General features: G+C 63.9%; 30 protein-coding genes, 3 tRNA genes and 1 pseudogene. 19 read left to right on the top strand and 15 right to left on the bottom strand.

What is annotated here, in order from left to right:
- Window positions 1-21 precede the first annotated feature (21 nt).
- The 5 genes from PCA10_RS24115 to PCA10_RS24095 all read left to right on the top strand — a co-directional run bounded on the left by PCA10_RS24115 (window position 22) and on the right by PCA10_RS24095 (window position 4,448).
- On the top strand, window positions 22-1,572 hold the full coding sequence (locus tag PCA10_RS24115) for a 2-isopropylmalate synthase (protein ID WP_016494710.1): 1,551 nt from the start codon (window positions 22-24) through the stop codon (window positions 1,570-1,572).
- A complete protein-coding gene (locus PCA10_RS24110) occupies window positions 1,569-2,369 on the top strand; it encodes a hypothetical protein (RefSeq protein ID WP_041770429.1) in 801 nt (266 codons plus the stop codon). The genes PCA10_RS24115 and PCA10_RS24110 overlap by 4 nt, the downstream gene beginning before the upstream one ends.
- Window positions 2,366-2,818, top strand: coding sequence for a ribosomal protein S18-alanine N-acetyltransferase (rimI, locus tag PCA10_RS24105; protein WP_016494708.1), 453 nt, complete (start codon window positions 2,366-2,368; stop codon window positions 2,816-2,818). Before PCA10_RS24110 ends, rimI begins: the two co-directional genes overlap by 4 nt.
- A gap of 70 nt (window positions 2,819-2,888) precedes the next feature.
- Window positions 2,889-3,533: a carbonate dehydratase gene (gene can / locus PCA10_RS24100; protein WP_016494707.1), complete on the top strand. Its 645-nt coding sequence runs from the start codon at window positions 2,889-2,891 to the stop codon at window positions 3,531-3,533.
- 3 nt (window positions 3,534-3,536) lie between these two features.
- Window positions 3,537-4,448 (top strand): DMT family transporter, encoded by a 912-nt coding sequence (locus PCA10_RS24095; RefSeq protein ID WP_016494706.1) that lies wholly within the window; start codon window positions 3,537-3,539, stop codon window positions 4,446-4,448.
- Between the two features lie 125 nt (window positions 4,449-4,573).
- On the opposite strand, the gene PCA10_RS24090 is transcribed toward PCA10_RS24095, so the two are convergent.
- Entirely contained in the window at window positions 4,574-4,801 is a 228-nt protein-coding gene (locus PCA10_RS24090) for a hypothetical protein (protein ID WP_016494705.1), read from the bottom strand.
- Between the two features lie 504 nt (window positions 4,802-5,305).
- Between PCA10_RS24090 and PCA10_RS24085 the strand changes: the two genes are divergently transcribed.
- Both PCA10_RS24085 and PCA10_RS24080 read left to right on the top strand, forming a co-directional pair.
- The gene (locus PCA10_RS24085; protein WP_016494704.1) at window positions 5,306-5,581 is read left to right on the top strand and encodes a type II toxin-antitoxin system Phd/YefM family antitoxin; all 276 of its coding nucleotides are present in this window, start codon (window positions 5,306-5,308) and stop codon (window positions 5,579-5,581) included.
- Window positions 5,574-5,864: a type II toxin-antitoxin system RelE family toxin gene (locus PCA10_RS24080; protein WP_016494703.1), complete on the top strand. Its 291-nt coding sequence runs from the start codon at window positions 5,574-5,576 to the stop codon at window positions 5,862-5,864. The genes PCA10_RS24085 and PCA10_RS24080 overlap by 8 nt, the downstream gene beginning before the upstream one ends.
- Before the next feature lie 88 nt (window positions 5,865-5,952).
- Here PCA10_RS24080 and PCA10_RS24075 read toward each other — a convergent pair whose 3' ends face one another.
- Window positions 5,953-6,297 (bottom strand): hypothetical protein, encoded by a 345-nt coding sequence (locus tag PCA10_RS24075; protein ID WP_016494702.1) that lies wholly within the window; start codon window positions 6,295-6,297, stop codon window positions 5,953-5,955.
- Window positions 6,298-6,445: 148 nt separating this feature from the next.
- On the opposite strand from PCA10_RS24075, the gene PCA10_RS24070 reads away from it, so the two are divergent.
- Together PCA10_RS24070 and PCA10_RS24065 are read left to right on the top strand one after the other, a co-directional pair.
- On the top strand, window positions 6,446-7,315 hold the full coding sequence (locus PCA10_RS24070; protein ID WP_016494701.1) for a restriction endonuclease: 870 nt from the start codon (window positions 6,446-6,448) through the stop codon (window positions 7,313-7,315).
- 335 nt (window positions 7,316-7,650) lie between these two features.
- A pseudogene (locus PCA10_RS24065) lies at window positions 7,651-7,821 on the top strand (type II toxin-antitoxin system RelE family toxin); the annotation flags it as partial.
- A 51-nt stretch (window positions 7,822-7,872) separates the two neighbouring features.
- On the opposite strand, the gene PCA10_RS24060 reads toward PCA10_RS24065, so the two are convergent.
- Complete coding sequence (locus PCA10_RS24060; protein ID WP_016494699.1) at window positions 7,873-8,103, bottom strand: hypothetical protein; 231 nt, start codon at window positions 8,101-8,103, stop codon at window positions 7,873-7,875.
- A gap of 114 nt (window positions 8,104-8,217) precedes the next feature.
- On the opposite strand from PCA10_RS24060, the gene PCA10_RS30495 reads away from it, so the two are divergent.
- The 4 genes from PCA10_RS30495 to PCA10_RS24045 all read left to right on the top strand — a co-directional run bounded on the left by PCA10_RS30495 (window position 8,218) and on the right by PCA10_RS24045 (window position 10,119).
- Window positions 8,218-8,490: a MerR family transcriptional regulator gene (locus PCA10_RS30495; protein ID WP_144277003.1), complete on the top strand. Its 273-nt coding sequence runs from the start codon at window positions 8,218-8,220 to the stop codon at window positions 8,488-8,490.
- A gap of 330 nt (window positions 8,491-8,820) precedes the next feature.
- Complete coding sequence (locus PCA10_RS24055; RefSeq protein WP_016494697.1) at window positions 8,821-9,396, top strand: phage integrase; 576 nt, start codon at window positions 8,821-8,823, stop codon at window positions 9,394-9,396.
- A gap of 87 nt (window positions 9,397-9,483) precedes the next feature.
- Window positions 9,484-9,789: a HigA family addiction module antitoxin gene (locus PCA10_RS24050; RefSeq protein WP_016494696.1), complete on the top strand. Its 306-nt coding sequence runs from the start codon at window positions 9,484-9,486 to the stop codon at window positions 9,787-9,789.
- Window positions 9,790-9,828: 39 nt separating this feature from the next.
- Window positions 9,829-10,119 (top strand): excalibur calcium-binding domain-containing protein, encoded by a 291-nt coding sequence (locus tag PCA10_RS24045; RefSeq protein WP_016494695.1) that lies wholly within the window; start codon window positions 9,829-9,831, stop codon window positions 10,117-10,119.
- Window positions 10,120-10,193: 74 nt separating this feature from the next.
- Here the strand turns inward: PCA10_RS24045 and PCA10_RS24040 are convergent.
- From PCA10_RS24040 to PCA10_RS23995, 10 genes are all read right to left on the bottom strand, one after another.
- Window positions 10,194-10,270, bottom strand: a tRNA-Met gene (locus PCA10_RS24040).
- Between the two features lie 224 nt (window positions 10,271-10,494).
- Window positions 10,495-11,595, bottom strand: coding sequence for a redox-regulated ATPase YchF (ychF, locus tag PCA10_RS24035; protein WP_016494694.1), 1,101 nt, complete (start codon window positions 11,593-11,595; stop codon window positions 10,495-10,497).
- A gap of 21 nt (window positions 11,596-11,616) precedes the next feature.
- Window positions 11,617-12,201 (bottom strand): aminoacyl-tRNA hydrolase, encoded by a 585-nt coding sequence (gene pth / locus PCA10_RS24030; protein WP_016494693.1) that lies wholly within the window; start codon window positions 12,199-12,201, stop codon window positions 11,617-11,619.
- Between the two features lie 60 nt (window positions 12,202-12,261).
- A complete protein-coding gene (locus PCA10_RS24025) occupies window positions 12,262-12,864 on the bottom strand; it encodes a 50S ribosomal protein L25/general stress protein Ctc (protein WP_016494692.1) in 603 nt (200 codons plus the stop codon).
- Window positions 12,865-12,971: 107 nt separating this feature from the next.
- Window positions 12,972-13,913, bottom strand: coding sequence for a ribose-phosphate pyrophosphokinase (locus PCA10_RS24020; protein WP_028629917.1), 942 nt, complete (start codon window positions 13,911-13,913; stop codon window positions 12,972-12,974).
- A gap of 84 nt (window positions 13,914-13,997) precedes the next feature.
- Window positions 13,998-14,072: transfer RNA gene (locus PCA10_RS24015), tRNA-Gln, on the bottom strand.
- A 61-nt stretch (window positions 14,073-14,133) separates the two neighbouring features.
- Window positions 14,134-14,208, bottom strand: a tRNA-Gln gene (locus PCA10_RS24010).
- 32 nt (window positions 14,209-14,240) lie between these two features.
- Window positions 14,241-15,092 carry a 4-(cytidine 5'-diphospho)-2-C-methyl-D-erythritol kinase gene (gene ispE, locus PCA10_RS24005; RefSeq protein ID WP_016494690.1) on the bottom strand — a complete coding sequence of 284 codons (852 nt, stop codon included), beginning with the start codon at window positions 15,090-15,092 and terminating at the stop codon, window positions 14,241-14,243.
- Window position 15,093: 1 nt separating this feature from the next.
- Window positions 15,094-15,711 (bottom strand): lipoprotein insertase outer membrane protein LolB, encoded by a 618-nt coding sequence (lolB, locus tag PCA10_RS24000; RefSeq protein ID WP_016494689.1) that lies wholly within the window; start codon window positions 15,709-15,711, stop codon window positions 15,094-15,096.
- Window positions 15,712-15,714: 3 nt separating this feature from the next.
- On the bottom strand, window positions 15,715-17,445 hold the full coding sequence (locus PCA10_RS23995) for a tetratricopeptide repeat protein (protein WP_041770428.1): 1,731 nt from the start codon (window positions 17,443-17,445) through the stop codon (window positions 15,715-15,717).
- A 184-nt stretch (window positions 17,446-17,629) separates the two neighbouring features.
- On the opposite strand from PCA10_RS23995, the gene hemA reads away from it, so the two are divergent.
- From hemA to PCA10_RS23965, 6 genes are all read left to right on the top strand, one after another.
- Complete coding sequence (gene hemA, locus PCA10_RS23990; protein ID WP_016494687.1) at window positions 17,630-18,904, top strand: glutamyl-tRNA reductase; 1,275 nt, start codon at window positions 17,630-17,632, stop codon at window positions 18,902-18,904.
- Window positions 18,901-19,983, top strand: a complete 1,083-nt coding sequence (gene prfA / locus PCA10_RS23985) for a peptide chain release factor 1 (protein WP_016494686.1) — start codon at window positions 18,901-18,903, stop codon at window positions 19,981-19,983. The genes hemA and prfA overlap by 4 nt, the downstream gene beginning before the upstream one ends.
- 1 nt (window position 19,984) lies before the next feature.
- The gene (prmC, locus tag PCA10_RS23980) at window positions 19,985-20,815 is read left to right on the top strand and encodes a peptide chain release factor N(5)-glutamine methyltransferase (protein ID WP_016494685.1); all 831 of its coding nucleotides are present in this window, start codon (window positions 19,985-19,987) and stop codon (window positions 20,813-20,815) included.
- Entirely contained in the window at window positions 20,809-21,564 is a 756-nt protein-coding gene (locus tag PCA10_RS23975; protein WP_016494684.1) for a molybdopterin-synthase adenylyltransferase MoeB, read from the top strand. The genes prmC and PCA10_RS23975 overlap by 7 nt, the downstream gene beginning before the upstream one ends.
- Window positions 21,557-22,351 (top strand): glutamate racemase, encoded by a 795-nt coding sequence (gene murI / locus PCA10_RS23970; RefSeq protein ID WP_016494683.1) that lies wholly within the window; start codon window positions 21,557-21,559, stop codon window positions 22,349-22,351. Before PCA10_RS23975 ends, murI begins: the two co-directional genes overlap by 8 nt.
- Window positions 22,352-22,455: 104 nt before the next feature.
- On the top strand, window positions 22,456-22,971 hold the full coding sequence (locus tag PCA10_RS23965; RefSeq protein ID WP_041770427.1) for an acyloxyacyl hydrolase: 516 nt from the start codon (window positions 22,456-22,458) through the stop codon (window positions 22,969-22,971).
- A 78-nt stretch (window positions 22,972-23,049) separates the two neighbouring features.
- Here PCA10_RS23965 and PCA10_RS23960 read toward each other — a convergent pair whose 3' ends face one another.
- Both PCA10_RS23960 and phrB read right to left on the bottom strand, forming a co-directional pair.
- Window positions 23,050-23,382, bottom strand: a complete 333-nt coding sequence (locus tag PCA10_RS23960; protein ID WP_041770426.1) for a YkgJ family cysteine cluster protein — start codon at window positions 23,380-23,382, stop codon at window positions 23,050-23,052.
- A 69-nt stretch (window positions 23,383-23,451) separates the two neighbouring features.
- Entirely contained in the window at window positions 23,452-24,882 is a 1,431-nt protein-coding gene (gene phrB / locus PCA10_RS23955) for a deoxyribodipyrimidine photo-lyase (RefSeq protein WP_016494680.1), read from the bottom strand.
- Between the last annotated feature and the right edge of the window lie 9 nt (window positions 24,883-24,891).

Below are 24,891 nucleotides of genomic sequence, written 5' to 3'. Positions count from 1 at the left end.
CGGGGCCGTGAGGAGCGAGCCATGAGCAGCCAAGATCGCGTCATCATCTTCGACACCACCCTGCGCGATGGCGAACAGAGCCCCGGCGCTTCCATGACCAAGGAAGAGAAGCTGCGCATCGCCAAGGCCCTGGAGCGGATGCGGGTGGACGTGATCGAGGCCGGCTTCGCCATCGCCAGCCCCGGCGACTTCGAGGCGGTCAAGGCCATCGCCGACAGCATCAGGGACAGCACCGTGTGCAGCCTGTCCCGCGCCGTGGATGCCGACATCGACCGCGCCGCCGAAGCCCTGGCCGGCGCCAACTCCGGGCGTATCCATACCTTCATCGCCACCAGCCCCATCCACATGCAGTACAAGCTGCGCATGCAGCCGGACCAGGTGGTGGAGCAGGCCATCCGCGCGGTGCAGCGCGCGCGCAATCTCTGTGCCGACGTGGAGTTCTCCTGCGAGGATGCCGGGCGTTCCGAGATCGATTTCCTCTGCCGCATCATCGAGGCGGCCATCGACGCCGGTGCCCGCACCATCAACATCCCCGACACCGTGGGCTACGCCATCCCGCACCAGTACGCCGACACCCTGCGCCAGTTGCTGGAGCGCATTCCCAATGCCGACAAGGCGGTGTTCTCGGTGCACTGCCACAACGACCTGGGACTGGCCGTGGCCAACTCCCTGGCCGCCGTGGCGGTCGGTGCGCGGCAGGTGGAATGCACCATCAACGGCCTGGGCGAGCGCGCCGGCAACGCCGCCCTGGAAGAGATCGTCATGGCCATCAAGACCCGCCAGGACGTGCTCGGCGTGTACACCAACATCGACACCCCGCACATCCTCAGTACCTCGCGCATGGTGTCGGGCATCACCGGTTTCCCGGTGCAGCCGAACAAGGCGATAGTCGGCGCCAACGCCTTCGCCCACGAGTCGGGCATCCACCAGGACGGCGTGCTCAAGCACCGCGAGACCTACGAGATCATGTCCGCGCAGTCGGTGGGCTGGCACACCAACAAGATGGTGCTGGGCAAGCACTCCGGGCGGAACGCCTTCCGCACCCGCCTGGACGAGCTGGGTATCCAGCTGGCCAGCGAGGCCGACCTGAACGCCGCCTTCGCCCGCTTCAAGGAACTGGCAGACAAGAAGCACGAGATATTCGACGAAGACCTGCAGGCCCTGGTCTCCGACACCCTGGGCGAGGAAGCCCCGGAACACTTCAAGCTGGTCTACCTGGAGGTGGCCTCCAAGACCGGCGAAGTGCCCCACGCCAGGCTGGTGCTATCCATCGACGGCGTGGAGCAGGGCGCCAACGCCGAGGGCTCGGGCCCGGTGGACGCCACCTTCAAGGCCATCGAAAGCCTGGCCTCGTCCGCCTCCAACCTGCAGCTCTACTCGGTCAATGCCATCACCCAGGGCACCGATTCCCAGGGCGAAGTCACCGTCCGCCTGGAAAATGCCGGACGAATCGTCAACGGTAATGGCGCCGATACCGATATAGTTGTCGCCTCCGCCAAGGCCTACCTCAATGCGTTGAACCTGATGCAGGCAGGCGTACGCAAGGCTCACCCACAGGTTGCTGACGTTTGATCACTGAACACCGTCGTCGCGCGTATCTCGATGCCATGCAGGTAGCCACCTGGCTACCCCGCGTGGCATTGCCCTTTGCCGCGCCCTCCCGCCCCGAACTGCTCGCCCCGGCCCCACAAGTGCCCCTCGAGGACACCCCGGTGCCGGCGGCCGAAACCGCCCCGCAAACCACGGTTGCCGACGCTCGTCCGGCCACCTCGGTGCGCCCACGGATCGAGATTCCCCGCCCCGGCAGCGCACCGCGTGCGGCCGTGGAAGCCGAACCCGAGGCCGCCGCCGAGCCGGAAGCCGCGCCGGCCAAGGCCGAAGCGCTGCCGCCGCCACGTTTTTCCCTGCAGCTGCTGCGGGCCGGCAATTGCCTGCTGCTGGTGGAACTGCCCACCGGCGAGCCCTTCCAGAGCCGCGACCCGGCCTACCTGCTGCTGAAAGACCTGCTGCGCGCCGCCGGCCTGCCCGACAGCCCGCAGATCCTCGGTGAGCCGGTGCGCTGGCCGTTGCTGGCGCGCGGCAACATGGACCAGGGCCCGGATGCCGCCCGCGACTTCGTCCAGGGTTTCGTCGGCGTGCGCCAGGAAGAGCAGGGCGACTGCGCCTGCATCTGGCTGATAGGCCTGCCCGCCGTGCGCTTCGCCGGCGAGGCTGACGCGACCGCCTTCAACCGCGAGCTGCAGGTCGAAGGCCTGGGCGCCGCCTGGGCCCTGCCGGGCCTGGAGCTGTTGATGGACGAGCCCGAACGCAAGGGTGAACTCTGGCAAGCCATGCGCCGTGTGATGCGCCGCTGGAAGACTACTGAATGACCGATGCCGTTTCCTTCCGCCCGATGACCGAGGCGGACCTCGATTCCGTTCTGAAAATCGAATACGCCGCCTTCAGCCATCCCTGGACCCGCGGCATCTTCACCGACAGCCTGAAGTCCTACGACTGCTGGCTGATGTTCGAAGGCGAACAGCAGGTCGGCCATGGCGTGATCAACGTCATCATCGACGAGGCCCACCTGCTGAACATCACCGTAAAACCGGAGAGCCAGGGACGCGGCCTCGGCCTGCGCCTGCTGGAGCGTCTCATGGAGCGCGCCCGCGAGCTCCAGGCCGGCGAATGCTTCCTCGAAGTGCGTGCCAGCAACCAGTCCGCCTACCGCCTGTACGAGCGCTACGGTTTCAACGAAATCGGCCGGCGCCGCGACTACTACCCTGCCGTAGGGGGCCGCGAAGACGCCCTGGTGATGGCCTGCACGCTGCTCGACTGAGTCCCGCTCCGGCCATTGCCAAAGCGCCCGGCGCTCCGTAAGGTGCGCCGGCCAGAAGAGGAGAAGAGCCATGAGTGACCTGCAACAGCTGATCGACAACAACGCGCGCTGGGCCGAAAGAATCAAGCAGCGCGAGCCGGACTTCTTCGAAAAACTGGCCAAGCAGCAGGTGCCGGAATACCTCTGGATCGGCTGCTCCGACGCCCGGGTGCCGGCGAACGAAATCGTCGGCATGCTGCCGGGCGACCTCTTCGTCCACCGCAACGTGGCCAACGTGGTGCTGCACACCGACCTCAACTGCCTGTCGGTCATCCAGTACGCCGTGGACGTGCTCAAGGTGCGCCACATCCTGGTCACCGGCCACTATGGCTGCGGCGGCGTGCGTGCCGCCATGCGCGACACCCAGTACGGTCTGATCGACGGCTGGCTGCGCACCATCCGCGACCTCTACTACGACCAGCGCGAGCACCTGGCCACCTTCGCCACCGACGAAGAGCGGGTCGACCGCCTCTGCGAGCTCAACGTCATCCAGCAGGTGGCCAACGTCAGCCACACCACCATCGTCCAGAACGCCTGGCACCGCGGCCAGGAGCTCTCCGTCCACGGCTGCATCTACGGCATCAAGGACGGTATCTGGAAGAACCTCAACGTCACCGTCAGCGGCATGGAACAACTGCCGCCGCAATACCGCCTGCGCCCCATCGGACAGAACTGAACCATGCAACAACACGATAGCCGGGCTGTCGGCCTGGCCTGGCTCGGCCTGCTCGTTGCCAGCCTCTTCTGGGCCGGCAACGCCCTGGTGGCTCGTGCCTTCCACGACGCCATCCCGCCCTTCAGCCTGGCCTTCTGGCGCTGGACCCTGGCCCTGGCCATCCTCCTGCCCTTCGTCGCCCGGCCCATGTGGGAACACCGCGCCGCCCTGCGCCACGCCGGCTGGCGCCTGGTGCTGGTGGCTGCCTTGGGCATCAGCACCTACAGCGTGCTGCTGTACTTCGCCGCGCGCACCACGGTGGCCATCAACCTCACCCTGCTCAACACCTGCCTGCCGCTGGCCACCTTCATCGGCGCCGGTCTGCTGCTCAACGAATGGCCGCCCCGACGCGCCTGGCTGGGCATGCTGGTGGCCACGTTTGGCCTGCTGGTGCTGATCGCCCAGGGACGACTGGCGCAACTGGCCGCGCTGAGCTTCAACCCAGGGGACCTGATCATGCTGCTGGCGGTGGTGGACTGGGCGCTCTACACCCTGCTGCTGCGCCGCTGGGCCCCCTACTTCCAGCTGCCGCCCCTGGTGCTGCTGGGCGCGCTGGTGAGCTGCGGCGTGCCCATTCTGCTGCCGTTCTACCTGATGGAACTGGCCAGCGGGCAACGCTTCGAGCTCTCTGTGGATAACCTCGCCGCCATCGGTTACACGGGCGTGGCCGCCTCGCTGCTGGCCTACCTGCTGTGGAACCAGGGCATCCGCGTGCTGGGCGTGGCCAAGGCCGTGCTCACCAACTACCTGATGCCGGTGTTCACCGCGCTGCTGGCGTACTTCCTCCTGGGTGAAGGCCTGCAGGCCTACCACTGGGCGGGTGGCGCGCTGATCTTCAGCGGGCTGATCCTGGCGACCCGGCCATCGTTCAGGTAGGCCTTCAACACCGTCCCGCCCGCAGGTTGCCTTTGTAGGATGGGGCGGGTGGCGTTCCGCTTGAGCGAAGCGAAGCCCAACACCTTCCCCAAAAAGAAAGCCCCGCCGAAGCGGGGCCAATCAACCTAACCGGAATCAACCTGCGGTGGTCCGGTCTGCGCCTTTTCCACCAGTACCATCATCCGCTTCGGTGCCCGAAGCTCGAGCCGCGCGGTGCCATCGACCACCGGCCCCACCACGATCTCGATACCCTCGGCCTTCAACATCTCCATCAACACCGCCTCGCTGACTCCTTCCAGAACCCGCAATGTCAGTACGTCACCTTCCCTGCGCTCGCCGACATGAATCTGCATGGGGAAAACCTCGCCTGGATGACCGCGACAGATCATCACGAAGCATGAACGGCTTCCAGAGGGAAAAACGGGTTCAGACCTTTCCTATCAAGTGTTCGGACAGGCCCACAGGCGACGAATGGGAACATTCCGAGCGGTGTCAGCGAGGGGCAATGTGCAGAGGTGAGTAGGGGGAGCTTCAGTCGATGTTGGCCATTGATTGTGGGCTGACGCTTCTCTGCCTGCTGGCGCTGGGAAGGAAGGGGGAAGGACAAAGGGTTAGCTTTCGCTGGCCCTTTGTTTTGTATGTTGGCTGCACCAGGACTTGAACCTGGGACATCAGCATTATGAATCACCCGAGCTGCAACCTGCTGACCCTCAAAGCCCCATAAATTGGGCCTTCCAGACACCTGCCTCCCTCACAGAACCGCAGCTTTCCAGAAAAAGCCCTTCATGTAGTCACCCCTTGCAGCTATCCTTTAAGTGCTGTAATTGGTGCTTTTAATGATGCTCTAGGAGGCTCACATGCCTTTCCAAATTTTGGCGGATGTAGCCGCCTCCGTGACTGACCTCAAGCGTGACCCGATGGGCACCATCCGTGAAGGTCATGGCGAAACCGTCGTTATCCTCAACCGCAATGAGCCGGCCTTCTATGCCGTTCCGCCTGCGCGTTACGAGGCGATGCTTGAGCTGATCGAGGATCTGCGTCTGGCCGAACTGGTCCGCGCTCGCCAGGGAGAACCGACCGTAGCTGTGGACATTGACGATCTGATCGCTCAGGCGACCGATACCAGTGCCTAGGTTCAACCTGGAGTTCAACGTTAAGGCGCTCAAGGAGTGGAACAAGCTGGACTCCACTATCCGGCTCCAGTTCGCCAAGAAGCTGAAGGAGCGCCTCGACTTGCCCCGAGTCGAATCCGACCGGCTCAAAGGCTTGCCGGACTGCTACAAGATCAAGCTGCGTTCGGTGGGCTACCGCCTCGTCTATGAGGTGGTGGACCAGCGCCTAGTTGTCACCGTGATTGCAGTGGGCAAGCGTGAGCGTTCAGAGGTCTATGACAGCGCCAAGAAACGGGTTGATTAGCTCTGCTTTTAACCCGTGGATGAAGCCATCGGGAAGGCCGAACGCTTCTTCAATTGCTGCAATATCCTTTGTACCTAGTTTTACCTTCTCACCACGATTTTTCCCTTAGACCTTCCATACACTCCTTCACGTCATCGTCGATGACGTTCCCCGGCTTGATGCACTCCTTCATAGGCTTACGTGTCCCGCGATTGGCCTCCCGCTCGGCTTGCTGTCGACTCTGGAGATTGCTTCGTGCGGCATCGCCCAGAGGGCCATCAGTGCCTGCAAAGAACCCGTGCACGGTTTGGTCAACGGCTTCGCCAAACTTCTTGGCGTATGGCTGAATGGCTTCGGCCGCTTGGGTGGCAAGAGGCTTGGACTCCGATGCGAAGGATTGCTGAGCGGTGGCCGTCAGCCCTGCAAGTAGGAAGAGGGTGTTTAAGGCTTTCACCTAGACCGCTCCTTGGTTTAGTGGAGGCATGCTGGCGCTGGTCCAGTTAGCCCAAAGTCGTTGCTGGTGGCTATTTACGAAGGGCAGCATACCGCGTAGCTTCGACTGTGGCCTTGTGCCATATATGGATATCACGAGAGCCCACGGAATGGCACGTCGTCGCAAGACCTCTCCCTTTGAAGACCTCATTTCCCTTGCCGCGCTGCTGCCCTGGTGGGCCAGCCTGATAGTCACCCTAGTGTCCTGGTTCTTCCTGCATGGAGTCGCGATCAGTACACCTCCTGCCATGACCCATCCCGGCCAATTCTCCGAGGCTATGACGGGGACTGTCCTCCGCAGTTTGGCCATGGTCGGCCAGTACCTCATCCCGCTCGCGTTCGTATTCGGTGCCATCGGCTCAATCGCTGGCAGGGCCAAGCGCAAGAAGCTCATCAAGGACGTAGCTACCGCTACTCAGCCAGGCAAAACCGTTGATGGCATCAGCTGGCGCGAGTTTGAACAGCTTGTTAGCGAAGCATTCCGACGCAAGGGTTTCACCGTTACCGAGAGTGGTGGTGGCGGCCCGGATGGTGGCATCGATCTCATCCTGCAAATGGGGACCGACAAGTATCTGGTCCAGTGCAAACAATGGAAGGCCATCAAGGTTGGCGTCACCGTGATACGCGAGCTCTTCGGCGTAATGGCGGCTGAAGGCGCAGCGGGTGGTTTTGTTGTGACCTCAGGAACCTATACCGAAGAAGCCAAGGCATTTGCCCTGGGGCGCAATATTCAGTTGGTCGACGGAACGCTGCTAAAGCGCTGGATAGCCAACCGATCCGGGGCCGCGCAGCCCATGGCAGCCACTCCCGTAGAGCCTAAACCAACGGTTCAACCTGCCAATCCGCTCTGCCCGGTCTGTAGTTCTTCAATGATCCTACGCACGGCCAAGCGCGGACTGAACCTGGGCAATCAGTTCTGGGGCTGTGCCAAGTACCCGGCCTGCCGAGGTATACGTCAGCTGGGGGAAGCCTCCGTATGAACGAACTCAAGTCCTATAAATGGGCATACAGGCGTCGCACCTGGTCCTTTAGCTTGAGCTGCATTGCTGTAGTGCTTCTGGGCGGAGTCTTTACGGCAAACCATCGAAGTTGGGGAACTCAGATCAACGATGCCCCGCTCTTGGTAGTTGGAGTCGGAGCCGTACTGATTTACCTGCTTAAGCGACTTATCTGGCGTTGCCCGGCATGTGGTCATGGTTTTGAGATGGGGACCACGTAGTATCAGGGAGCTAAGAGCTCCAGCAAGGATAACTGCCCGAGTTGTAAGGTGTCGTTTCGGTAAAGGGGGAAAAATAAATCTGTCCCCTTTGTTGCAGAGGCCGACCGGCTCAAGGGCATGCAGGACTGCTACAAGATCAAGCTGCGCTCGGTGGGCTATCGCCTTGTCTACGAGGTGGTGGATCAGCGCTTGGTGGTAACCGTGATTGCGGTAGGCAAGCGTGAGCGCTTAGAGGTCTATGAAGCCGCCAAAAAGCGGCTTGACTAGGATTCAGATCATGTGGGCATGGCCATGAGGAACCACAGAACTCGCCTAGTCCTATTCGGGACTGGTCTGGCCGATTTCAGGTGCAATCTCACCGCTGATTAGCCACCAGCGATAAGCGGGGAACAAGCGCGCTAATTCCTCAAGCTCCTGGGTGCTAATGCGTACATCCTTGTTGTAGAGCACCGTTCTCCAGCGATTGGAGCCGATTGGCGTTTCGCGCACTAACCGATCCATGCCCGCCAGAGATGCGATGGCCCTGATACGCTCGTCTAATGTGCTCATTTCCTACAAGTCTTGCTCAACATATTTGAATTTGCGGAGATCTTTTCCTATAGATTGATCAAATAATTTGAATCAAGCTATTTGAGGAGCGTCGCGAATTATAGGGCAAAGAACATGGAACAGTCTGGCGTACTGAGGTTTTCACTCGGTAAACAAGCAGAGCATTTCTCTGATTTTCGTGAGGCCCCTTTCTGCTCGCAGCTGGCCTTGGCACACATGCTGGGCATCGAGCAGATCACCGAAGACGTGGTACGTGGCTGGGTGGAGTCGTCCACGCTGCCTTCGGTGAAGATCGGCCGCCGTCGCGTGATCAACTTGCATCGCATCCGCAAGGACCTGGACCAGGGCAAGACGGTGTTCAGTGCGGGGGACTATGTCGATGGCTGAGATCATCTCCTTTCCCTTGGCCACACCGGCCCTGTGGCGTGGCTTGCGCTTGCTGTGCCTGATGTACCGCCTGCCTCGGGGCAGGAGCCGTTCCCTGCCGGTGCTGACGCTGCACCGGGGGGCGCCCTGGGCCAGGTTGCGGGGTGTTTATCCACAGGCCAATCGCAAAGGCTCGGTGGCGTTGGACCTGCGCAGCTGGCCGGCTGGGCCGGGGCTCTACTTGCGCGAAGTACCTTGCCGTCGCCCGGGTCCATCGGTGCTGGAGCGCTGCCGGCCTGCTGAGGGCAGCGGGTTTTGTCGCTCGCGCCCGGTCTGCCGCTGAGGTCGGCCATGGCGGTACGCAGGGAGGGCAGGGGCTGGACGGCGGAGTTCCATGAGGATGGCCGCACAGGGCGACGCATCTGCCAGCGGGGTTTCCCTACCCGGGAGGCGGCTCGGCGTTATGAGGCGGACTTTATCGCGCTACGCCAATTCACTGGCCGGCCCCTGGATGAACGCCTCTCCCATCTGGTGCTGATCTGGTACGAGCAGCATGGCCGCTCACTCAAAGCGCATCGCAGGGTGCTGCTGCTTATCTTGGCAGTGGTCGAGCGCTTGGGCGATCCAGTGTTGGCTGAGTTCGATGCGCAGGCCTGGGAGCGCTATCGGGCGGAGCGGATAACGGTGGTTTCTGCGCGGCGAATGCTATGCGAGCGGGCACGTCTTGCGAGGATGTTTACGGATCTGCTGAGCTCGGGAACCTGGGTGGGGATAAATCCGTTTGCGGCAGGTGATGTGCCGAGGGGGAAAGGGGGAGGACTGGGGACGCGGATACACCGGCGTTTCAGCGAGATGGGCGGTGTGGACCTGGAACTGGACAACCTGCGGACGGGGTTGCATCGCCTGCGGCGTCAGCTGAAGGGCTGATGGGTATCGCAAGCTCAACCCATCCTACGTACTGCAGCAGGCCCTGAAAGCGTTGAGATAGTCGATTACCACTCAGGCGGGGGCATCATGGCAATCAACGGCATGCGGCCCATTCATCCAGGAGAGATCCTGCGAGAGGAGTACCTGGAGCCGCTGGGCATCGCTCCGGCCGCGCTCGCTCGTGCGCTACATGTATCCGCACCGACCATGAACGACATCGTCCGTGAGCGTCGTGGGATCACTGCTGACATGGCCTTGCGACTGGGCCGCTACTTCGATACTTTCGCGCAGTTCTGGATGAACCTGCAGACTGAGTACGCCTTGGCGACTACCTACGCAGAGGCCGGCGAAGAAATCGAGCATGAGATTGAACCGCTGCGGGCGGTTGGATAGGTTTAGCCCACATATCACACGGAAGTTGTAAGGCCAGACATGAAGAAGCTGATCCTCATACTCGCTGTTGGCTTCGCCGCGTGGCAGTTCTACTTCAAGCACCAGGATCGCCAGACGATTGTCAGCTTCGGTAATGATTCCGCGCCCTTCAGCTTCTCCAGCAAGCCGTCTTCACCCAGTCTTGCCCGCACTTACTCATGCGATGGACGGACCTATTGCTCGCAGATGACTTCATGCGAAGAGGCGACCTACTTCCTGGAGCACTGCCCTGGCGTGAAGATGGACGGGAACCGCGATGGAGTTCCCTGTGAGCAGCAGTGGTGTAACTGAAGGGAGGTAGACAGGGTGTAGTCACTACCCCAGAAAGCACAAAGGGCTAGCTTTCGCTAACCCTTTGTTTTGTATGGTGGCTACACCGGGACTTGAACCTGGGACATCAGCATTATGAATGCTGCGCTCTAACCGACTGAGCTATGTAGCCGAGTGGCGCGCATTTTCCGCATGTCGAGGTGGGCTGTCAACCCCTTCGCTTAGATAATTTTGTGATCTTTCAATCGTTTAGCTGGGCGGCGGGGTTTTGTGCGAGTTCGGGCGCGGGAGGTGGGGGAGGGGAGGCGAGCTTGTTGGGTTTCGCTGCGCTCTACGCCAACCTACGTATGCGGACCAGAATGAAAAAGCCCCGGGAGACCGGGGCTTTTCCGTGGATCAGACGTTGAAGCGGAAGTGCATCACGTCGCCGTCTTTCACGATGTATTCCTTGCCTTCCAGGCGCCATTTGCCGGCTTCCTTGGCACCGTTTTCACCCTTGTACTGGATGAAGTCGTCGTAAGCGACCACTTCGGCGCGGATGAAGCCCTTTTCGAAGTCGGTGTGGATAACCGCGGCGGCCTGCGGGGCGGTGGCGCCGATGCGGACGGTCCAGGCGCGGACTTCCTTCACGCCAGCGGTGAAGTAGGTCTGCAGGTTCAGCAGCTGGTAGCCGGCGCGGATCACGCGGTTCAGGCCGGGCTCTTCGAGGCCGAGGGATTCCAGGAACATGTCCTTCTCCTCGCCGTCGTCCAGTTCGGCGATCTCGGCTTCGATCTTGTTGCAGACCGGTACCACGATGGCGCCTTCTTCCTCGGCGATGGCTTTCACCACGTCCAGGTGCGGGTTGTTGTCGAAGCCGTCTTCGGCCACGTTGGCGATGTACATCACCGGCTTGCTGGTGAGCAGGTGGAAGCCGCGCACCAGGCGCTTCTCCTCGTCACCCAGGTTCTTCAGCAGGGAGCGCGCGGGCTTGCCTTCGCTGAAGTGGGGGATGAGTTTTTCCAGCAGGGCTTTCTGCGCCAGGGCGTCCTTGTCGCCGCCCTTGGCGTTGCGCGCGACTTTCTGCAGTTGCTTCTCGCAGCTGTCGAGGTCGGCGAAGATCAGTTCGAGGTCGATGATCTCGATGTCGCGCTTGGGGTCGACGCTGTTGGAGACGTGGATGACGTTCTCGTCTTCGAAGCAGCGCACCACGTGGGCGATGGCGTCGGTCTCGCGGATGTTGGCGAGGAACTTGTTGCCCAGGCCTTCACCCTTGGACGCACCCGCTACCAGGCCGGCGATGTCGACGAATTCCATGGTGGTGGGGATCACACGCTCGGGCTTGACGATCTCGGCCAGGGCGTTGAGGCGGGAATCGGGCATGGCCACGATGCCGCTGTTCGGCTCGATGGTGCAGAAGGGGAAGTTTTCCGCCGCGATGCCGGACTTGGTCAGGGCGTTGAACAGGGTGGACTTGCCGACGTTGGGCAGGCCGACGATGCCGCAATTGAATCCCATGGTGTAAGCCTCTGCTTGGGGTCAGGCCTTGCGACTGTGAAGTTTCTGCATGGCGCGGGTGAGGTCACCGGCGAGCAGTTCGGGCATCACGTCGAGGGCGAAATCGATGCTGGTGTCGAGCAGTTCCTGTTCGCTGCGCGGGGCGCGGCTGAGTACGAAACCGGAAACCAGGCTGCTGTGCCCCGGATGGCCGATGCCAAGCCGCAGGCGATGGAACGAATTCTGGTTGCCGAGCTGGGCGATGATGTCGCGCAACCCGTTGTGGCCACCGTGGCCGCCGCCGGTCTTGAGCTTGGCGACGCCGGGGGGCATGTCGAGTTCGTCGTGGGCCACCAGGATGGCCTCGGGGGGAATGCGGAAGAACCCGGCCAACGCCGCCACGGACTGGCCGCTGCGGTTCATGTAGGTGGTGGGGATCAGCAGACGAACGTCGCGGCCTTGATGGGAAAACTTCCCGACCAGGCCGAAGTACTTCTTGTCGAGGCCGAGGTTGACCCTTTCGCGGTCGGCCAGGCGCTCAACGAAAAGAGCCCCTGCGTTATGCCGGGTCTGGTCGTATTCGGGGCCGGGATTACCCAGGCCGACGATCAGTTGAATGGCAGTCACTACAGGGGCCCTTCTTCAGCTTCCGAGCAAGTACCCGCCTCTGGGAGGCGGGTGCAGGCATTACTCGGCGGCGCCTTCTTCCTTCGCTACGCGAGCAGCGTGGATGTTGGCGACAGCCAGGTCGTTGCCGTGGGCCAGGGCCACCAGCTCAACGCCTTTCGGCAGCTTGATGTCGGACAGGTGAACGGTCTGGCCAACTTCGACCTGGGCCAGGTCGACTTCGATGAACTCCGGCAGGTCTTTCGGCAGGCAGGAGACTTCGACTTCAGCGATGGTGTGGGAAACTTCGCCGCCGCCTTGCTTCACGCCAACGGAGGTAGCTTCGTTGATGAAGTGCAGGGGTACGTGGGCGGACAGTTTCTGGCCGGCGACTACGCGCTGGAAGTCAGCGTGCAGAACGAAGCCTTTGGCCGGGTGACGCTGCAGGGCCTTGATCAGAACGGTTTCGGTAGCGCCGGAAACGTTCAGGGCGATCACGTGGCTGAAGGCAGCTTCGTTTTCCAGCAGCTTGGCCAGGTCTTTGGCCAGCAGGCTTACGGAAACCGGGGCAGTCTCGCCGCCGTAGATCACAGCGGGAACCAGGTTGGCGTTACGACGCAGGCGGCGGCTCGCACCTTTCCCCAGGTCGGAACGCGCTTCGGCATTCAGGGCAAAATCAGTCATTTCACTTCTCCAAAATAGCCAAAACGCCCGTAATGCTTGCGACCAGCATTCGAGCGGTTGGGCAAAAAGCCCCGCCGGAGCGGGGCACTTTCATCAGGGATGTCCGCTTAGCGGAACATCGCGCTGATCGATTCCTCATTGCTGATGCGGCGGACCGCTTCAGCCACAACCGGCGCGATATCCAGTTGACGGATACGCGAGCAGGCTTGTGCCGCGGCGGACAGGGGGATGGTGTTGGTCACCACCAGCTCGTCCAGCACGGAGTTTTCGATGTTCTCGATGGCACGGCCGGACAGCACCGGGTGGGTGCAGTAGGCGTAGACCTTGGCGGCGCCATGGTCCTTCAGGGCCTTGGCGGCATGGCCGAGGGTGCCGGCGGTGTCGACCATGTCGTCAACCAGCACGCAGGTGCGGCCTTCGACATCGCCGATGATGTGCATGACTTCGGACTGGTTGGCCTTGGGACGACGCTTGTCGATGATGGCAAGGTCAACGCCCAGGGACTTGGCCACGGCACGGGCGCGAACCACGCCGCCGATGTCCGGGGAAACGATCATCAGGTTCTCGAAGCGCTGGTCTTCGATGTCATCGACCAGGACCGGGGAGCCGTAGATGTTGTCCACCGGAATGTCGAAGAAGCCCTGGATCTGGTCGGCGTGCAGGTCGACGGTGAGCACGCGGTCGATACCGACCACGGTCAGCATGTCGGCCACGACCTTGGCGCTGATTGCCACGCGGGCGGAACGCGGACGGCGATCCTGGCGGGCATAGCCGAAGTAGGGGATGACCGCGGTGATGCGGGACGCCGAGGAACGGCGGAAGGCGTCAGCCATCACCACCAGTTCCATCAGGTTGTCGTTGGTCGGTGCGCAAGTCGGCTGGATCAGGAAGACGTCCTTGCCGCGGACATTTTCATTGATTTCAGCACTGATTTCGCCGTCGGAGAACTTGCCTACGGAGGCGTCGCCGAGGGGGATATGCAGTTGACGTACGACGCGACGCGCCAGATCGGGGTTGGCGTTCCCCGTGAAGACCATCATCTTGGACACGCGCAGTACCTGCCGGCTGAGGGTAACCTGATGAATCAAAAAGCCGTTCAAAGGCCTTGGCTTTTGAACAGCTTTTTAAGTGTATGGCAGGGGCGGCTGGATTCGAACCAACGCATGGCAGGATCAAAACCTGCTGCCTTACCGCTTGGCGACGCCCCTAAAAATTTAACTTGCTGTGCAGTGCTTTCGTTGTGCTGTACGCATGAACCCGTTGGGTAAATGGCAGGGGCGGCTGGATTCGAACCAACGCATGGCAGGATCAAAACCTGCTGCCTTACCGCTTGGCGACGCCCCTGTATCGTACAACCGAATGCCTTGCATTCCTTCTCAAGCCAGACCTTGAAGCTTGCGGTGCAACATGGAGATGTTGCGGCCCTGGGCTACGAAGCTCGGCAGAGAGGCCGGAAGTTGGCGCGAGACTTTATCAGCATCGCTCTTGCTTGGGAAGCTCCCAAACACACAAGCTCCAGTGCCGGTCAATTTAGCTGATGTGAATTTACTCAACAAGATCAGCGCGTTACGTACATCTGGGTAACGCTTCTCGACCACCGGCTGACAGTCGTTTCGACCGCCCCCCTCAAGAAGGCTGCGAACTTTAATGGGCGGAGTATCCCGTGTCAACTCGGGATCGGAGAAAACTTCTGCTGTGCTGACAAAGACTTGCGGCACGGCGACGAGGAACCAGGGCTCCGGCAGCTGCACCGGCGTCAGTTGCTCGCCGACACCTTCCGCGAAGGCTGCGCGGCCGCGCACGAAGACCGGCACGTCTGCGCCCAGAGTGAGGCCCAGTTCGGCCAGGCGGTCTTCGCTCCAGCCGAGGTTCCACAGCCGATCCAGGGCGAGGAGGGTGGTTGCGGCGTCGGAACTGCCGCCACCGATGCCGCCGCCCATGGGCAGTCGCTTGTCCAGCCAGATATCGGCGCCCAGCCGACAGCCGGACTCGGCTTGCAGGCGGCGGGCGGCGCGGACGATCAGGTTGCTGTCGTGGGGGACGCCGGGGACTTCGGTGCGCAGGTGGATTTCTCCGTCCTGGCGCAGGGAAAAGCCCAGTTCGTCGCCATGGTCGAGGAACTGGAAGAGCGTCTGCAGCTGGTGATAGCCATCGGCGCGGCGGCCGAGGATATGCAGCATCAGGTTGAGCTTGGCCGGCGCCGGCAGGATGAGTTGCGCATCCTGCATGTCACTGGCCGAGCTGGCGCGGCTGCCAGTCCTTGATCACCAGGGTGATGTCGAGGTTTTCGCCGCTGAGCTTGATGCGCTCGGGCAGGGTGAAGCCGTTCTGTTCCACGTAGCTGAGGAACTGCACCTTCCAGCCATCCTGCTCGAGGTCGGCCAGGCGGCTGTGGCTGTCGAGGGTGAGGCGGCTGCGGCTGTCGGGCGCCGGCAGGCCACGTACCCACCAGAGCAGATGGGACACCGGGAGGCGCCAGCCAAGCTGTTCTTCCAGCAGGGCCTCGGGGGATTCGGCCTGGTAACGGCCCTGGTTGGCCACTTCCAGCTCGATCTTGCCGGGGCGGCCGGTCAGGCGCGCCGCGCCGCGCCCCAGGGGGCCGGACAGGCGGATGTCGTAGTAATCCTGGCGTTGCAGCCAGAACAGGGTGCCGCTACCGGAATCCTTGGGGGCGCGAATGCCCACCTTGCCGCTGATCTGCCAGCCATCGAGGGTGCTGACCTGGGTCTTGTGGGCCTTCCAGGCGGTTTGGTCGCCCTGGCCTTCGAGGGTTTCCTGGGGGCCGAGGGCGGCGCAGCCGGTGAGCAGCAGGAGCAAACCTGCGGCCATTAGATTACGTAAACGCATGGATCAGAGGTTTCCGGAGCCGGTCAGGCGTTGCAGGGTGTCACGGAGGATGGCGCTGTCGGGCTGCTTCTGCAGGGCTTCGGCCCAGACCTTGCGGGCCTCGACCTGCTTGCCCTGGGCCCAGAGTACCTCGCCCAGGTGGGCAGCCACTTCGTGGTCGGGGAACTCCTGCAGGGCCTGGCGCAGCAGGCGCTCGGCCTCGGCCAGGTTGCCCTTGCGGTAATTCACCCAGCCGAGGCTGTCGAGGATGGCGGGGTCGTCCGGGTTGAGCTTGTGGGCCTGTTCCACCAGTTTCAGTGCTTCGTCGTAGCGCGTGGTGCGGTCGGCCAGGGTGTAGCCGAGGGCGTTCAGCGCCATGGCGTTTTCCGGCTCGCGCTCGATGATGAAGCGCAGGTCTTTTTCCAGCTGGGCCAGGTCGTCGCGTTTCTCGGCCAGCATGGCGCGGGTGTAGAGCAGGTTGAGGTCGTCGGGGAACTGCTGCAGGCCCTGCTGGATGACCTTCCAGGCGCGCTCCGGCTGGTCGCGCTCGGCCAGGTTCTCGGCCTCGAGCAGGTAGAGCTGGATGGCGTAGTCCGGCTGGGCTTCGCGGGCCTTGGCCAGGCGGGCCTCGGCTTCATCGGCGCGGCCGCTTTCCAGGAGGATTTCCACCTGGCGTATCTGCGCCGGCAGGTAGTCGTTGCCGGGGCCGACCAGGGCGTACTCGATGAGCGCGCTTTCCTTGTCGCCGCGTTTTTCGTAGATCTGGCCAAGGTTGAAGTGGGCCGCGTCGACGTGGCTGCCACGGTCAACCAACTCTTCCAGGTAGACCTGGGCTTCGTCCCAGGCTTCGCCTTCCAGGCTCACCAGGGCCAGTGAGTAGCGCAGGTCGTCGTCATCGGGGAATTGCTGCACCAGCCCGGCGAACTCGGACTTGGCTTCATCCAGCTTGCCCTGCTCGACCAGCATACGCGCATAGGTCAGGCGCAGGCGCTTGTCGTCCGGGTGCTGCTTGATGGCGTTCTGCAGCAGCGGCAGGGCTTCGTCGCCGCGCTCCAGGCTTTGCAGCAGGCGGGCGCGCAGCAGGACCGGGGCGATTTCCTTGTCGTCGGCCGGCAGGCCTTCGAGCAGCGCCAGGGCTTCGTCCGTGCGGCCGTCCTGTTGCAGCAGGACCGACTTGCCGAACACCAGCTGGCTGTTGTCCGGGTGCTTGGCCAGCAGGCGGTCGAAGCTCTGCAGCAGGCCGGCGCGGGTATCGGCGTCGGTTTCCGCAGCGGACAGGGCGAGGAAGTCGAAATGGGTGTCGCCCTGGCCCTGGAGCACCTTCTCCATATAGGTCATGGCTTCGTCGTAGCGGCCCGCGCGGGCCAATTGCACGGCGGAGGCGCGCTGGGCGTCGAGGTTGTCCGGAGCGCTCCGCGCCCAGATCAGCGAGGTATCCAGGGCGGCCTGGTCGGCGCCCAGGTATTCGGCGATGCGGAAGGCGCGCTCGGCTACCGCCGGGTCCTGGGTCGCATTGGCCTGCTGGACGTAGTTGCCGAGGGCGATGTCGAAGCGGTTGCGCTGGCCGGCCAGTTCGGCGGCGAGCAGGGCATAGAGGGTTTCGCGGTTGAACGAGGCGTAGACCTCGGGCTTGGCGGGCGTTGAGGCCTGGTTGCCTTCCTCGACCGGCGGCGTGCCGTCCGGGGACTTGTTGGTCAAGCTCTGACAGCCGCCTAGAAACAGCAGGGCGGTCAGCAACGCAAGGGATCTATTCATAAGAAGGAAGGCGACTAACCAGCGAGTGACCCATCATGACATAAGCCGTCAGGCTAGCACATGGGGCAAGGCCCAACCCGCGGCGGGCGAATCCTGTTCGGCCAGACAATTATCGGCGGTGGTTGTCGTCGTTCGGGTGAAGTAGGACAATTGCGCGCCCTCCTGTTTCAGTTAGCGACCCTGCATGGCCTTCATTGCTCTTGGTATCAACCACAAGACCGCCTCGGTGGACGTCCGCGAACGCGTGGCTTTCACTCCCGAGCAGATGGTGGAAGCCCTGCAGCAGCTGTGTCGCATCACGCCCAGCCGTGAGGCGGCGATCCTCTCCACCTGCAACCGCAGCGAGCTGTACCTGGAGCAGGACCATCCCAACGCCGATGAGGTGCTCGCCTGGCTGGCCGGTTATCACAACCTGAGCCTGGAAGAGCTGCGTGCCTGTGCCTACGTGCACCAGGACAACGATGCGGTGCGCCACATGATGCGCGTTGCCTCCGGGCTGGACTCCATGGTGCTCGGCGAGCCGCAGATCCTCGGCCAGATGAAGTCCGCCTACGCCGTAGCGCGCGAGGCCGGCACGGTCGGCCCGCTGCTCGGCCGCCTGTTCCAGGCCACCTTCAGCACCGCCAAGACCGTGCGCACCGACACCGCCATCGGCGAGAACCCGGTATCCGTGGCGTTCGCCGCCGTCAGCCTGGCCAAGCAGATCTTCTCCGACCTGCACCGCAGCCAGGCGCTGCTGATCGGCGCCGGCGAGACCATCACCCTGGTGGCCCGCCACCTGCACGAGCAGGGCGTGAAACGCATAGTGGTGGCCAACCGCACCCTGGAGCGCGCCAGCATCCTCGCCGAGGAATTCGGCGCCCATGCCGTGCTGCTGGCCGATATGCCCCAGGAGCTGGTCAACAGCGACATCGTCATCAGCTCCACCGCCAGCCAGTTGCCGATCCTGGGCAAGGGCGCCGTCGAGCGTGCCCTGAAGCAGCGCCGGCACAAGCCGATCTTCATGGTGGACATCGCCGTCCCGCGGGATATCGAGCCGGAAGTGGGCGAGCTGGACGACGTCTACCTCTATACCGTGGACGACTTGCATGAAGTGGTCGCGGAAAACCTCAAGAGTCGCCAGGGCGCGGCCCAGGCCGCCGAGGAACTGGTGGGTGCCGGGGTCGACGACTTCATGCAGCGCCTGCGCGAACTGGCGGCCGTGGACGTGCTGCGCGCCTACCGCCAGCAGGCCGAGCGCCAGCGTGACGACGAGGTGGCCAAGGCCCTGCGTCTGCTGCAGAACGGCACCTCCGCGGAGGAGGCAATGGCCCAGCTGGCCCGTAGCCTGACCAACAAGCTGCTGCACGCACCCAGCGTGCAGCTGAAAAAACTTTCCGCCGATGGCCGTTTCGACGCGCTGGCCGTGGCCCAGGAACTCTTCGCCCTCGACGAGGGCTCGGATAAACGTTCGCAATGAAAGCTTCCCTGCTGAACAAGCTCGATCTCCTCCAGGACCGCTACGAGGAACTCACCGCCCTGCTCGGCGATGCCGAGGTCATCAGTGACCAGAGCAAGTTCCGCGCTTACTCCAAGGAGTTCGCCGAGGTCGAGCCGGTGATCCTGGCGTTCCGCGAGTTCCGCAAGGTCCAGAGCGACCTCGAGGGCGCCCAGGCGCTGCTCAAGGACAGCGACCCGGACCTGCGCGAGATGGCCGAGGAAGAGGTGGCGCACGCTCGCGAGCAGCTGACCGGCCTGGAAGCGCAACTGCAGCGCATGCTGCTGCCCAAGGACCCCAACGACGGTCGCAACGTGTTCCTCGAAATCCGCGCCGGTACCGGTGGCGACGAGGCGGCGATCTTCTCCGGCGACCTGTTCCGGATGTACTCGCGCTATGCCGAGCGGCAGGGTTGGCGGGTGGAGATCCTCTCCGAGAACGAGGGTGAGCATGGCGGCTATAAAGAGGTGATCGCCCGCGTCGAGGGCGACAACGTCTACGCCAAGCTCAAGTTCGAGTCCGGCGCCCATCGCGTCCAGCGTGTGCCGGAAACCGAATCCCAGGGCCGTATCCATACCTCCGCCTGCACCGTTGCCGTGCTCCCCGAGCCGGACGAGCAGGCCGCCATCGAGATCAACCCGGCCGACCTGCGGGTGGACACCTACCGCTCCTCGGGTGCCGGTGGCCAGCACGTGAACAAGACCGACTCCGCCGTGCGCATTACCCACATTCCCTCCGGAATCGTGGTCGAGTGCCAGGAGGAACGTTCCCAGCACAAGAACCGCGCCAAGGCCATGGCTTGGCTCGCGGCCAAGCTGAACGACCAGCAGGAAGCCGCCGCGCACAAGGAAATCTCCGAGACGCGCAAGCTGCTGGTGGGTTCCGGCGACCGTTCCGAGCGCATCCGTACCTACAACTATCCCCAGGGGCGGGTCACCGACCACCGCATCAACCTCACGCTCTATGCCCTGGACGATGTGCTCGCCGGCAGCGTGGAAGCGGTGATCGAACCCCTGCTTGCCGAATACCAGGCCGATCAGCTCGCGGCCCTGGGGGACTGACATGACCATCATCGCCAGCCTCCTCAGCGAAGCCCGCCTGCCGGATTCGCCTTCCCCGCGCCTGGACGCCGAACTGCTGCTGTCCGCGGCCCTCGGCAAGCCGCGCAGCTTCCTGCATACCTGGCCCGAGCGGGTGGTCTCCAGCGAAGTCGCCGAGCGTTACGCCGACTACCTGCAGCGTCGCCGCCAGGGCGAACCGGTGGCCTATATCCTGGGCCACCAGGGTTTCTGGAGCCTGGACCTGGAAGTGGCGCCGGACACCCTGATCCCGCGTGCCGACACCGAATTGCTGGTGGAGACCGCCCTGGCCCTGCTGCCGGCGGCCCCGGCCGAGGTACTCGACCTCGGCACCGGCACCGGTGCCATCGCCCTGGCCCTGGCCTGCGAGCGCCTGAGCTGGAAGGTCACCGGCGTCGACCGCATCAGTGCCGCCGTGGCCCTGGCCGAGCGCAACCGCGCGCGGCTGAAGCTGAACAACGCACGCTTCGTCGAGAGCCACTGGTTCTCCGCCCTGGTTGAGCAACGCTTCGCCCTGATCGTCAGCAACCCTCCGTACATTCCCGCGTCCGACCCGCACCTGGCCCAGGGCGATGTGCGCTTCGAGCCCAGCAGCGCGCTGGTGGCCGGCGCCGATGGCCTGGACGACATCCGCCAGATCATCCAGGACGCGCCTACGCACCTGCTGCCCGGCGGCTGGCTGCTGCTGGAGCACGGCTACGACCAGGCGCCTGCGGTACGCGACCTGCTGGCTCGCCGGGGCTTCGCGCTGGTGGAAAGCCGCCGCGACCTGGGCGGCCATGAACGCATCTCCCTGGGGCAGTGGCCATGCTGAGCGACGAGGAGCTACTGCGCTACAGCCGGCAGATCCTCTTGCCGCAGATCGACGTCGACGGCCAGTTGCGCCTGAAGCAGGGCCGTGCCCTGATCGTCGGCCTCGGCGGCCTGGGCTCGCCCGTGGCCCTCTACCTGGCCGCCGCCGGTGTCGGCGAGCTGCACCTGGCGGACTTCGACAGCGTCGACCTGACCAACCTGCAGCGGCAGATCATCCATGACAGCGCCAGTGTCGGCGTCGCCAAGGTGGATTCCGCCATGGCCCGCCTGGCCGCGCTGAACCCCGACATCCGCCTGGTGCCCCACAGCCGCGCGCTGGATGAGGACTCCCTGGCCGCCGCCGTGGCGGCCGTGGACCTGGTGCTGGACTGCACCGACAACTTCGGCACTCGCGAAGCGGTCAACGCCGCCTGCGTGGCCGCCGGCAAGCCGCTGGTATCCGGCGCCGCCATCCGTCTCGAAGGCCAGCTCTCGGTCTTCGACCCGCGCCGCGACGACAGCCCCTGCTACCACTGCCTCTACGGCCATGGCAGCGAAGCCGAGCTGACCTGCAGCGAAGCCGGCGTGGTCGGCCCGCTGGTGGGCCTGGTGGGCAGCCTGCAGGCACTGGAAGCCCTGAAACTGCTGGCCGGCTTCGGCGAGCCCATGGTGGGGCGCCTGCTGCTGGTGGATGCCCTCGGCAGTCGCTTCCGCGAGCTGCGGGTCAAGCGCGACCCGGCCTGCGAAGTCTGCGGGGCGCGGCATGGCTGAAGCCGCGCCGGTCGGGGTTTTCGACTCGGGCGTCGGCGGCCTTTCGGTGCTGCGGGAAATCCGCAGCCTGTTGCCCCGCGAGTCGTTGCTCTACGTCGCCGACAGCGGCCATGTCCCCTACGGCGAAAAGAGCGCCGACTTCATCCGCGCGCGCAGCCAGTGCATTGCCGAGTTCCTTCTCGAGCGCGGCGCCAAGGCGCTGGTGCTGGCCTGCAACACCGCCACAGTGGCCGCCGTGGCCGATCTGCGGGAGCGTTATCCACAGCTGCCCATCGTCGGCATGGAACCGGCGGTAAAGCCGGCAGCCGCCGCCACCCGCAGCGGCGTGGTGGGCGTGCTGGCGACTACCGGCACCTTGAAGAGTGCCCGGTTCGCCGCCTTGCTGGACCGCTTCGCCGGCGATGTGCGGGTGATCACCCAGCCCTGTCCGGGCCTGGTGGAGCGCATCGAGGCCGGCGACCTGATGGGGCCGCAGACCCGCGACCTGCTGGCGGGCTTCGTCGAGCCGCTGCTGGCCGAAGGCTGTGACACCCTGATCCTCGGCTGCACCCATTACCCCTTCCTGCGCCCCTTGCTGCAGCAGCTGGTGCCCGATTCGGTCAGCCTGATCGACACCGGCGCGGCGGTAGCCCGCCAGCTCCAGCGTCTGATGGAAGCCCGCGACCTGCTGGCGGGGGGAAGCGCCTCGCCCTGTCGTTTCTGGTCGAGTGGCGAGCCACAGGCGATGCAGGAAATCCTGCCGATTCTCTGGGGCGAACTCGCAGCTGTGGACAAGTTCCCCGGATAAGGGAGAAGTTGTCCTGCAAGTACTTTCCCCGATTAAAAAGCTATCTATAATCGCCACAAGGTATGAGCGATTTTTGTCCGCACTTCAGAAAAAGGATTGGTTTCATGAAGAAGCTTTTCTGCTGGGCTGCCGCCGCAGCTTTCTCCCTTGGTCAGGCAGTTTCGGCTCAGGCAGCAGATGTCTCCCTGGACATTGGGCAGAGCGGCGATTCCACCATGGTCTACCGCCTGGGTACCCAGTTCGACTTCTCCAGCAGCTGGTTCCAGACCAGCGTCGGTCGCCTGACGGGTTACTGGGACGCCGGTTACACCTACTGGGTGGGCGATGAGACGGCGAGCAACCACAGCCTGTCCTTCACCCCGGTATTCGTCTACGAGTTCGCAGGCCAGAGCGTGCGCCCCTTTGTCGAAGCCGGCATTGGTGTGGCGCTGTTCTCCAGCACCGAGATGGAAGACAACGACCTGGGATCGTCCTTCCAGTTCGAAGACCGCGTGGGCCTGGGGCTACGCTTCGCCAACCAGGAAGTCGGCGTTCGTGCGCTGCACTATTCCAACGCTGGCCTGCAGACGCCGAACGACGGCGTGGAGGCCTACACGCTGCACTATCGCCTGTCCTTCTGAGGCGCAGCCGCGAGATAAAAAAACCGGGCTTGATGCCCGGTTTTTTTGTGCCCTGATCGGAGCTGTCGCGCCTGGCCCTCAGGCCATTCCCCGCTCGTAGGCGCCGGCGATGCCTCGGCGTTCTTCCAGGCAGTCCGCTTCGCCCATCTCGAACTCCCGGCAGATCAGCGGACGGTTCTCGTAGATGGTGCACAGCATGGTGTCGCGGTCGAGGGCGGCGCACCAGCCGTCGTCCAGTCGCGCCATCACGCTGCCGCCCCAGTCATCGGTCTCGATGAAGCGTTCGGGCACGCCGGTATCGGTGATCAGCATCACTTCCAGTTGGCAGCAGCAGGCTGCGCACGTCGAGCAGGTGACGGCGGCGTTGTCCGGCAGTTGCGTGACGGGAATCTGTCGAGGGGTATCGGTCATGGGCGCGAAGTCTAAGGCAAGCCCGGGCGCAGGTGTTGTTCGGCTGACCGAGGGTGGCGGATGCCCGGGTCACGGGACGCGATCCGCGAGGTTCCTGAAGGCCGCCAGGGCCCGTTCGCGGCTGGCGGAAAGATCCACCAGCGGGGCTGGATAACCCGGCACGCCGAACAGGCCGGCGAAGGCGCCGGGGTTGTGGATATCTCCGTTCTCCAGATGCGCCAGTTCCGGCAGCCAGCGGCGCAGGAAACGGCCGTCCGGGTCGAAGCGGCGGGACTGGCTGACCGGGTTGAACAGGCGGAAGTAGGGCACCGCATCGGTGCCGGTGGATGCGCTCCACTGCCAGCCGCCGTTGTTGGCCGCCAGGTCGCCGTCGATCAGGTGGCGCATGAACCAGCGCTCGCCCTCGCGCCAGTCGATCAGCAGGTTCTTGGTGAGGAACATGGCCACCACCATCCGCAGGCGGTTGTGCATCCAGCCGGTGGCCAGCAGTTGGCGCATGGCGGCGTCGACTATGGGGATGCCGGTGCGGCCCTGTTGCCAGGCGTGCAGTTCCTCCGGTTCATGACGCCAGGCCAGCCGCTCGGTTTCACGGCGGAACGGACGGTGCTGGGAGACCCTCGGGAAGCCCACCAGGATGTGCTTGTAGAACTCGCGCCAGAGCAGTTCGTTGATCCAGCACACGGCACCGGGATCACCGCTGTCGAACTCGCCCTGGTTGTTGCGCAGCGCCGCGTGCAGGCATTGGCGGGGCGACAGCACGCCGGCGGCGAGGTAGGGCGACAGCTGGCTGGTGCCGGGTTGGGCGGGGAAGTCGCGACGCTTCTCGTAGCACCAGAGCTCTTCCAGGGTGAAGGTATCCAGGCGCTCACGGGCCGCTTGCTCGCCGGCGGGCCATAACTGGCGCAGGCTGCTCGGCGGCGTGGGAAAGGCCTCCAGCTCGATGGGGGGCGTATCGCTGGGAATGCCCAGGTCGGCCTGGGCCCTGGGAGGCGGCAGGCAGCTGGGCATGGCGGTGTGCAGACGCTGGTAGCACTGCTTGCGGAACTGGCTGTAGACCTGGAAATACCCGCCGGACTGGGTCAGCAGGCTGCCGGGGCGGAAGAACAGCTGGTCGAGGTGGCTGTGCAGGTGGATGCCGTCCTGCGCCAGGCGCTCGCGTACGTGCTGGTCGCGGCGGGTTTCGTTGAAGCCGTACTCCTCGTTCACCTGGACCAAGCCGATATCGAACTCGTGGCAGAGATCGCGCACCACCTGTGGCGCCTCGGCCCAGGTGTCGGCGTGGCGGATCAGCAGTGGCACGTTCAGCTGGCGCAGGGCGTGGGACAGCTCCACCAGGTTGCGCAGCCAGAAGTCCACCTTGGACGGCGCGTCGTCGTGGGCCAGCCATTGGCCGGGGCTGACCAGGTACAGCGCGAGGGTCGGGCCGGCCGTGAGGGCGGCATTCAGGGCGCTGTTGTCCAGCACCCGCAGGTCGGTGCGGAACCACATGAGTTGGCGCATGGCGCATTC

The sequence above is a fragment of the Pseudomonas resinovorans NBRC 106553 genome (assembly GCF_000412695.1).
GTDB classification, from domain to species: Bacteria; Pseudomonadota; Gammaproteobacteria; order Pseudomonadales; family Pseudomonadaceae; genus Metapseudomonas; species Metapseudomonas resinovorans_A.
This window is presented reverse-complemented; position numbering and strand designations above follow the sequence as displayed.

What these genes read in the sequence shown, in the direction of transcription:
- PCA10_RS24115 (WP_016494710.1), top strand. Translation starts at nt 22, where the DNA reads ATGAGCAGCCAAGATCGCGTCATCATCTTCGACACCACCCTGCGCGAT.
- rimI (WP_016494708.1), top strand. Translation starts at nt 2,366, where the DNA reads ATGACCGATGCCGTTTCCTTCCGCCCGATGACCGAGGCGGACCTCGAT.
- can (WP_016494707.1), top strand. Translation starts at nt 2,889, where the DNA reads ATGAGTGACCTGCAACAGCTGATCGACAACAACGCGCGCTGGGCCGAA.
- PCA10_RS24095 (WP_016494706.1), top strand. Translation starts at nt 3,537, where the DNA reads ATGCAACAACACGATAGCCGGGCTGTCGGCCTGGCCTGGCTCGGCCTG.
- PCA10_RS24090 (WP_016494705.1), bottom strand. Translation starts at nt 4,801, where the DNA reads ATGCAGATTCATGTCGGCGAGCGCAGGGAAGGTGACGTACTGACATTG.
- PCA10_RS24085 (WP_016494704.1), top strand. Translation starts at nt 5,306, where the DNA reads ATGCCTTTCCAAATTTTGGCGGATGTAGCCGCCTCCGTGACTGACCTC.
- PCA10_RS24070 (WP_016494701.1), top strand. Translation starts at nt 6,446, where the DNA reads ATGGCACGTCGTCGCAAGACCTCTCCCTTTGAAGACCTCATTTCCCTT.
- PCA10_RS24060 (WP_016494699.1), bottom strand. Translation starts at nt 8,103, where the DNA reads ATGAGCACATTAGACGAGCGTATCAGGGCCATCGCATCTCTGGCGGGC.
- PCA10_RS30495 (WP_144277003.1), top strand. Translation starts at nt 8,218, where the DNA reads ATGGAACAGTCTGGCGTACTGAGGTTTTCACTCGGTAAACAAGCAGAG.
- PCA10_RS24055 (WP_016494697.1), top strand. Translation starts at nt 8,821, where the DNA reads ATGGCGGTACGCAGGGAGGGCAGGGGCTGGACGGCGGAGTTCCATGAG.
- PCA10_RS24050 (WP_016494696.1), top strand. Translation starts at nt 9,484, where the DNA reads ATGGCAATCAACGGCATGCGGCCCATTCATCCAGGAGAGATCCTGCGA.
- PCA10_RS24045 (WP_016494695.1), top strand. Translation starts at nt 9,829, where the DNA reads ATGAAGAAGCTGATCCTCATACTCGCTGTTGGCTTCGCCGCGTGGCAG.
- ychF (WP_016494694.1), bottom strand. Translation starts at nt 11,595, where the DNA reads ATGGGATTCAATTGCGGCATCGTCGGCCTGCCCAACGTCGGCAAGTCC.
- PCA10_RS24025 (WP_016494692.1), bottom strand. Translation starts at nt 12,864, where the DNA reads ATGACTGATTTTGCCCTGAATGCCGAAGCGCGTTCCGACCTGGGGAAA.
- ispE (WP_016494690.1), bottom strand. Translation starts at nt 15,092, where the DNA reads ATGCAGGATGCGCAACTCATCCTGCCGGCGCCGGCCAAGCTCAACCTG.
- lolB (WP_016494689.1), bottom strand. Translation starts at nt 15,711, where the DNA reads ATGCGTTTACGTAATCTAATGGCCGCAGGTTTGCTCCTGCTGCTCACC.
- PCA10_RS23995 (WP_041770428.1), bottom strand. Translation starts at nt 17,445, where the DNA reads ATGAATAGATCCCTTGCGTTGCTGACCGCCCTGCTGTTTCTAGGCGGC.
- hemA (WP_016494687.1), top strand. Translation starts at nt 17,630, where the DNA reads ATGGCCTTCATTGCTCTTGGTATCAACCACAAGACCGCCTCGGTGGAC.
- prfA (WP_016494686.1), top strand. Translation starts at nt 18,901, where the DNA reads ATGAAAGCTTCCCTGCTGAACAAGCTCGATCTCCTCCAGGACCGCTAC.
- prmC (WP_016494685.1), top strand. Translation starts at nt 19,985, where the DNA reads ATGACCATCATCGCCAGCCTCCTCAGCGAAGCCCGCCTGCCGGATTCG.
- PCA10_RS23975 (WP_016494684.1), top strand. Translation starts at nt 20,809, where the DNA reads ATGCTGAGCGACGAGGAGCTACTGCGCTACAGCCGGCAGATCCTCTTG.
- murI (WP_016494683.1), top strand. Translation starts at nt 21,557, where the DNA reads ATGGCTGAAGCCGCGCCGGTCGGGGTTTTCGACTCGGGCGTCGGCGGC.
- PCA10_RS23965 (WP_041770427.1), top strand. Translation starts at nt 22,456, where the DNA reads ATGAAGAAGCTTTTCTGCTGGGCTGCCGCCGCAGCTTTCTCCCTTGGT.
- PCA10_RS23960 (WP_041770426.1), bottom strand. Translation starts at nt 23,382, where the DNA reads ATGACCGATACCCCTCGACAGATTCCCGTCACGCAACTGCCGGACAAC.
- phrB (WP_016494680.1), bottom strand. Translation starts at nt 24,882, where the DNA reads ATGCGCCAACTCATGTGGTTCCGCACCGACCTGCGGGTGCTGGACAAC.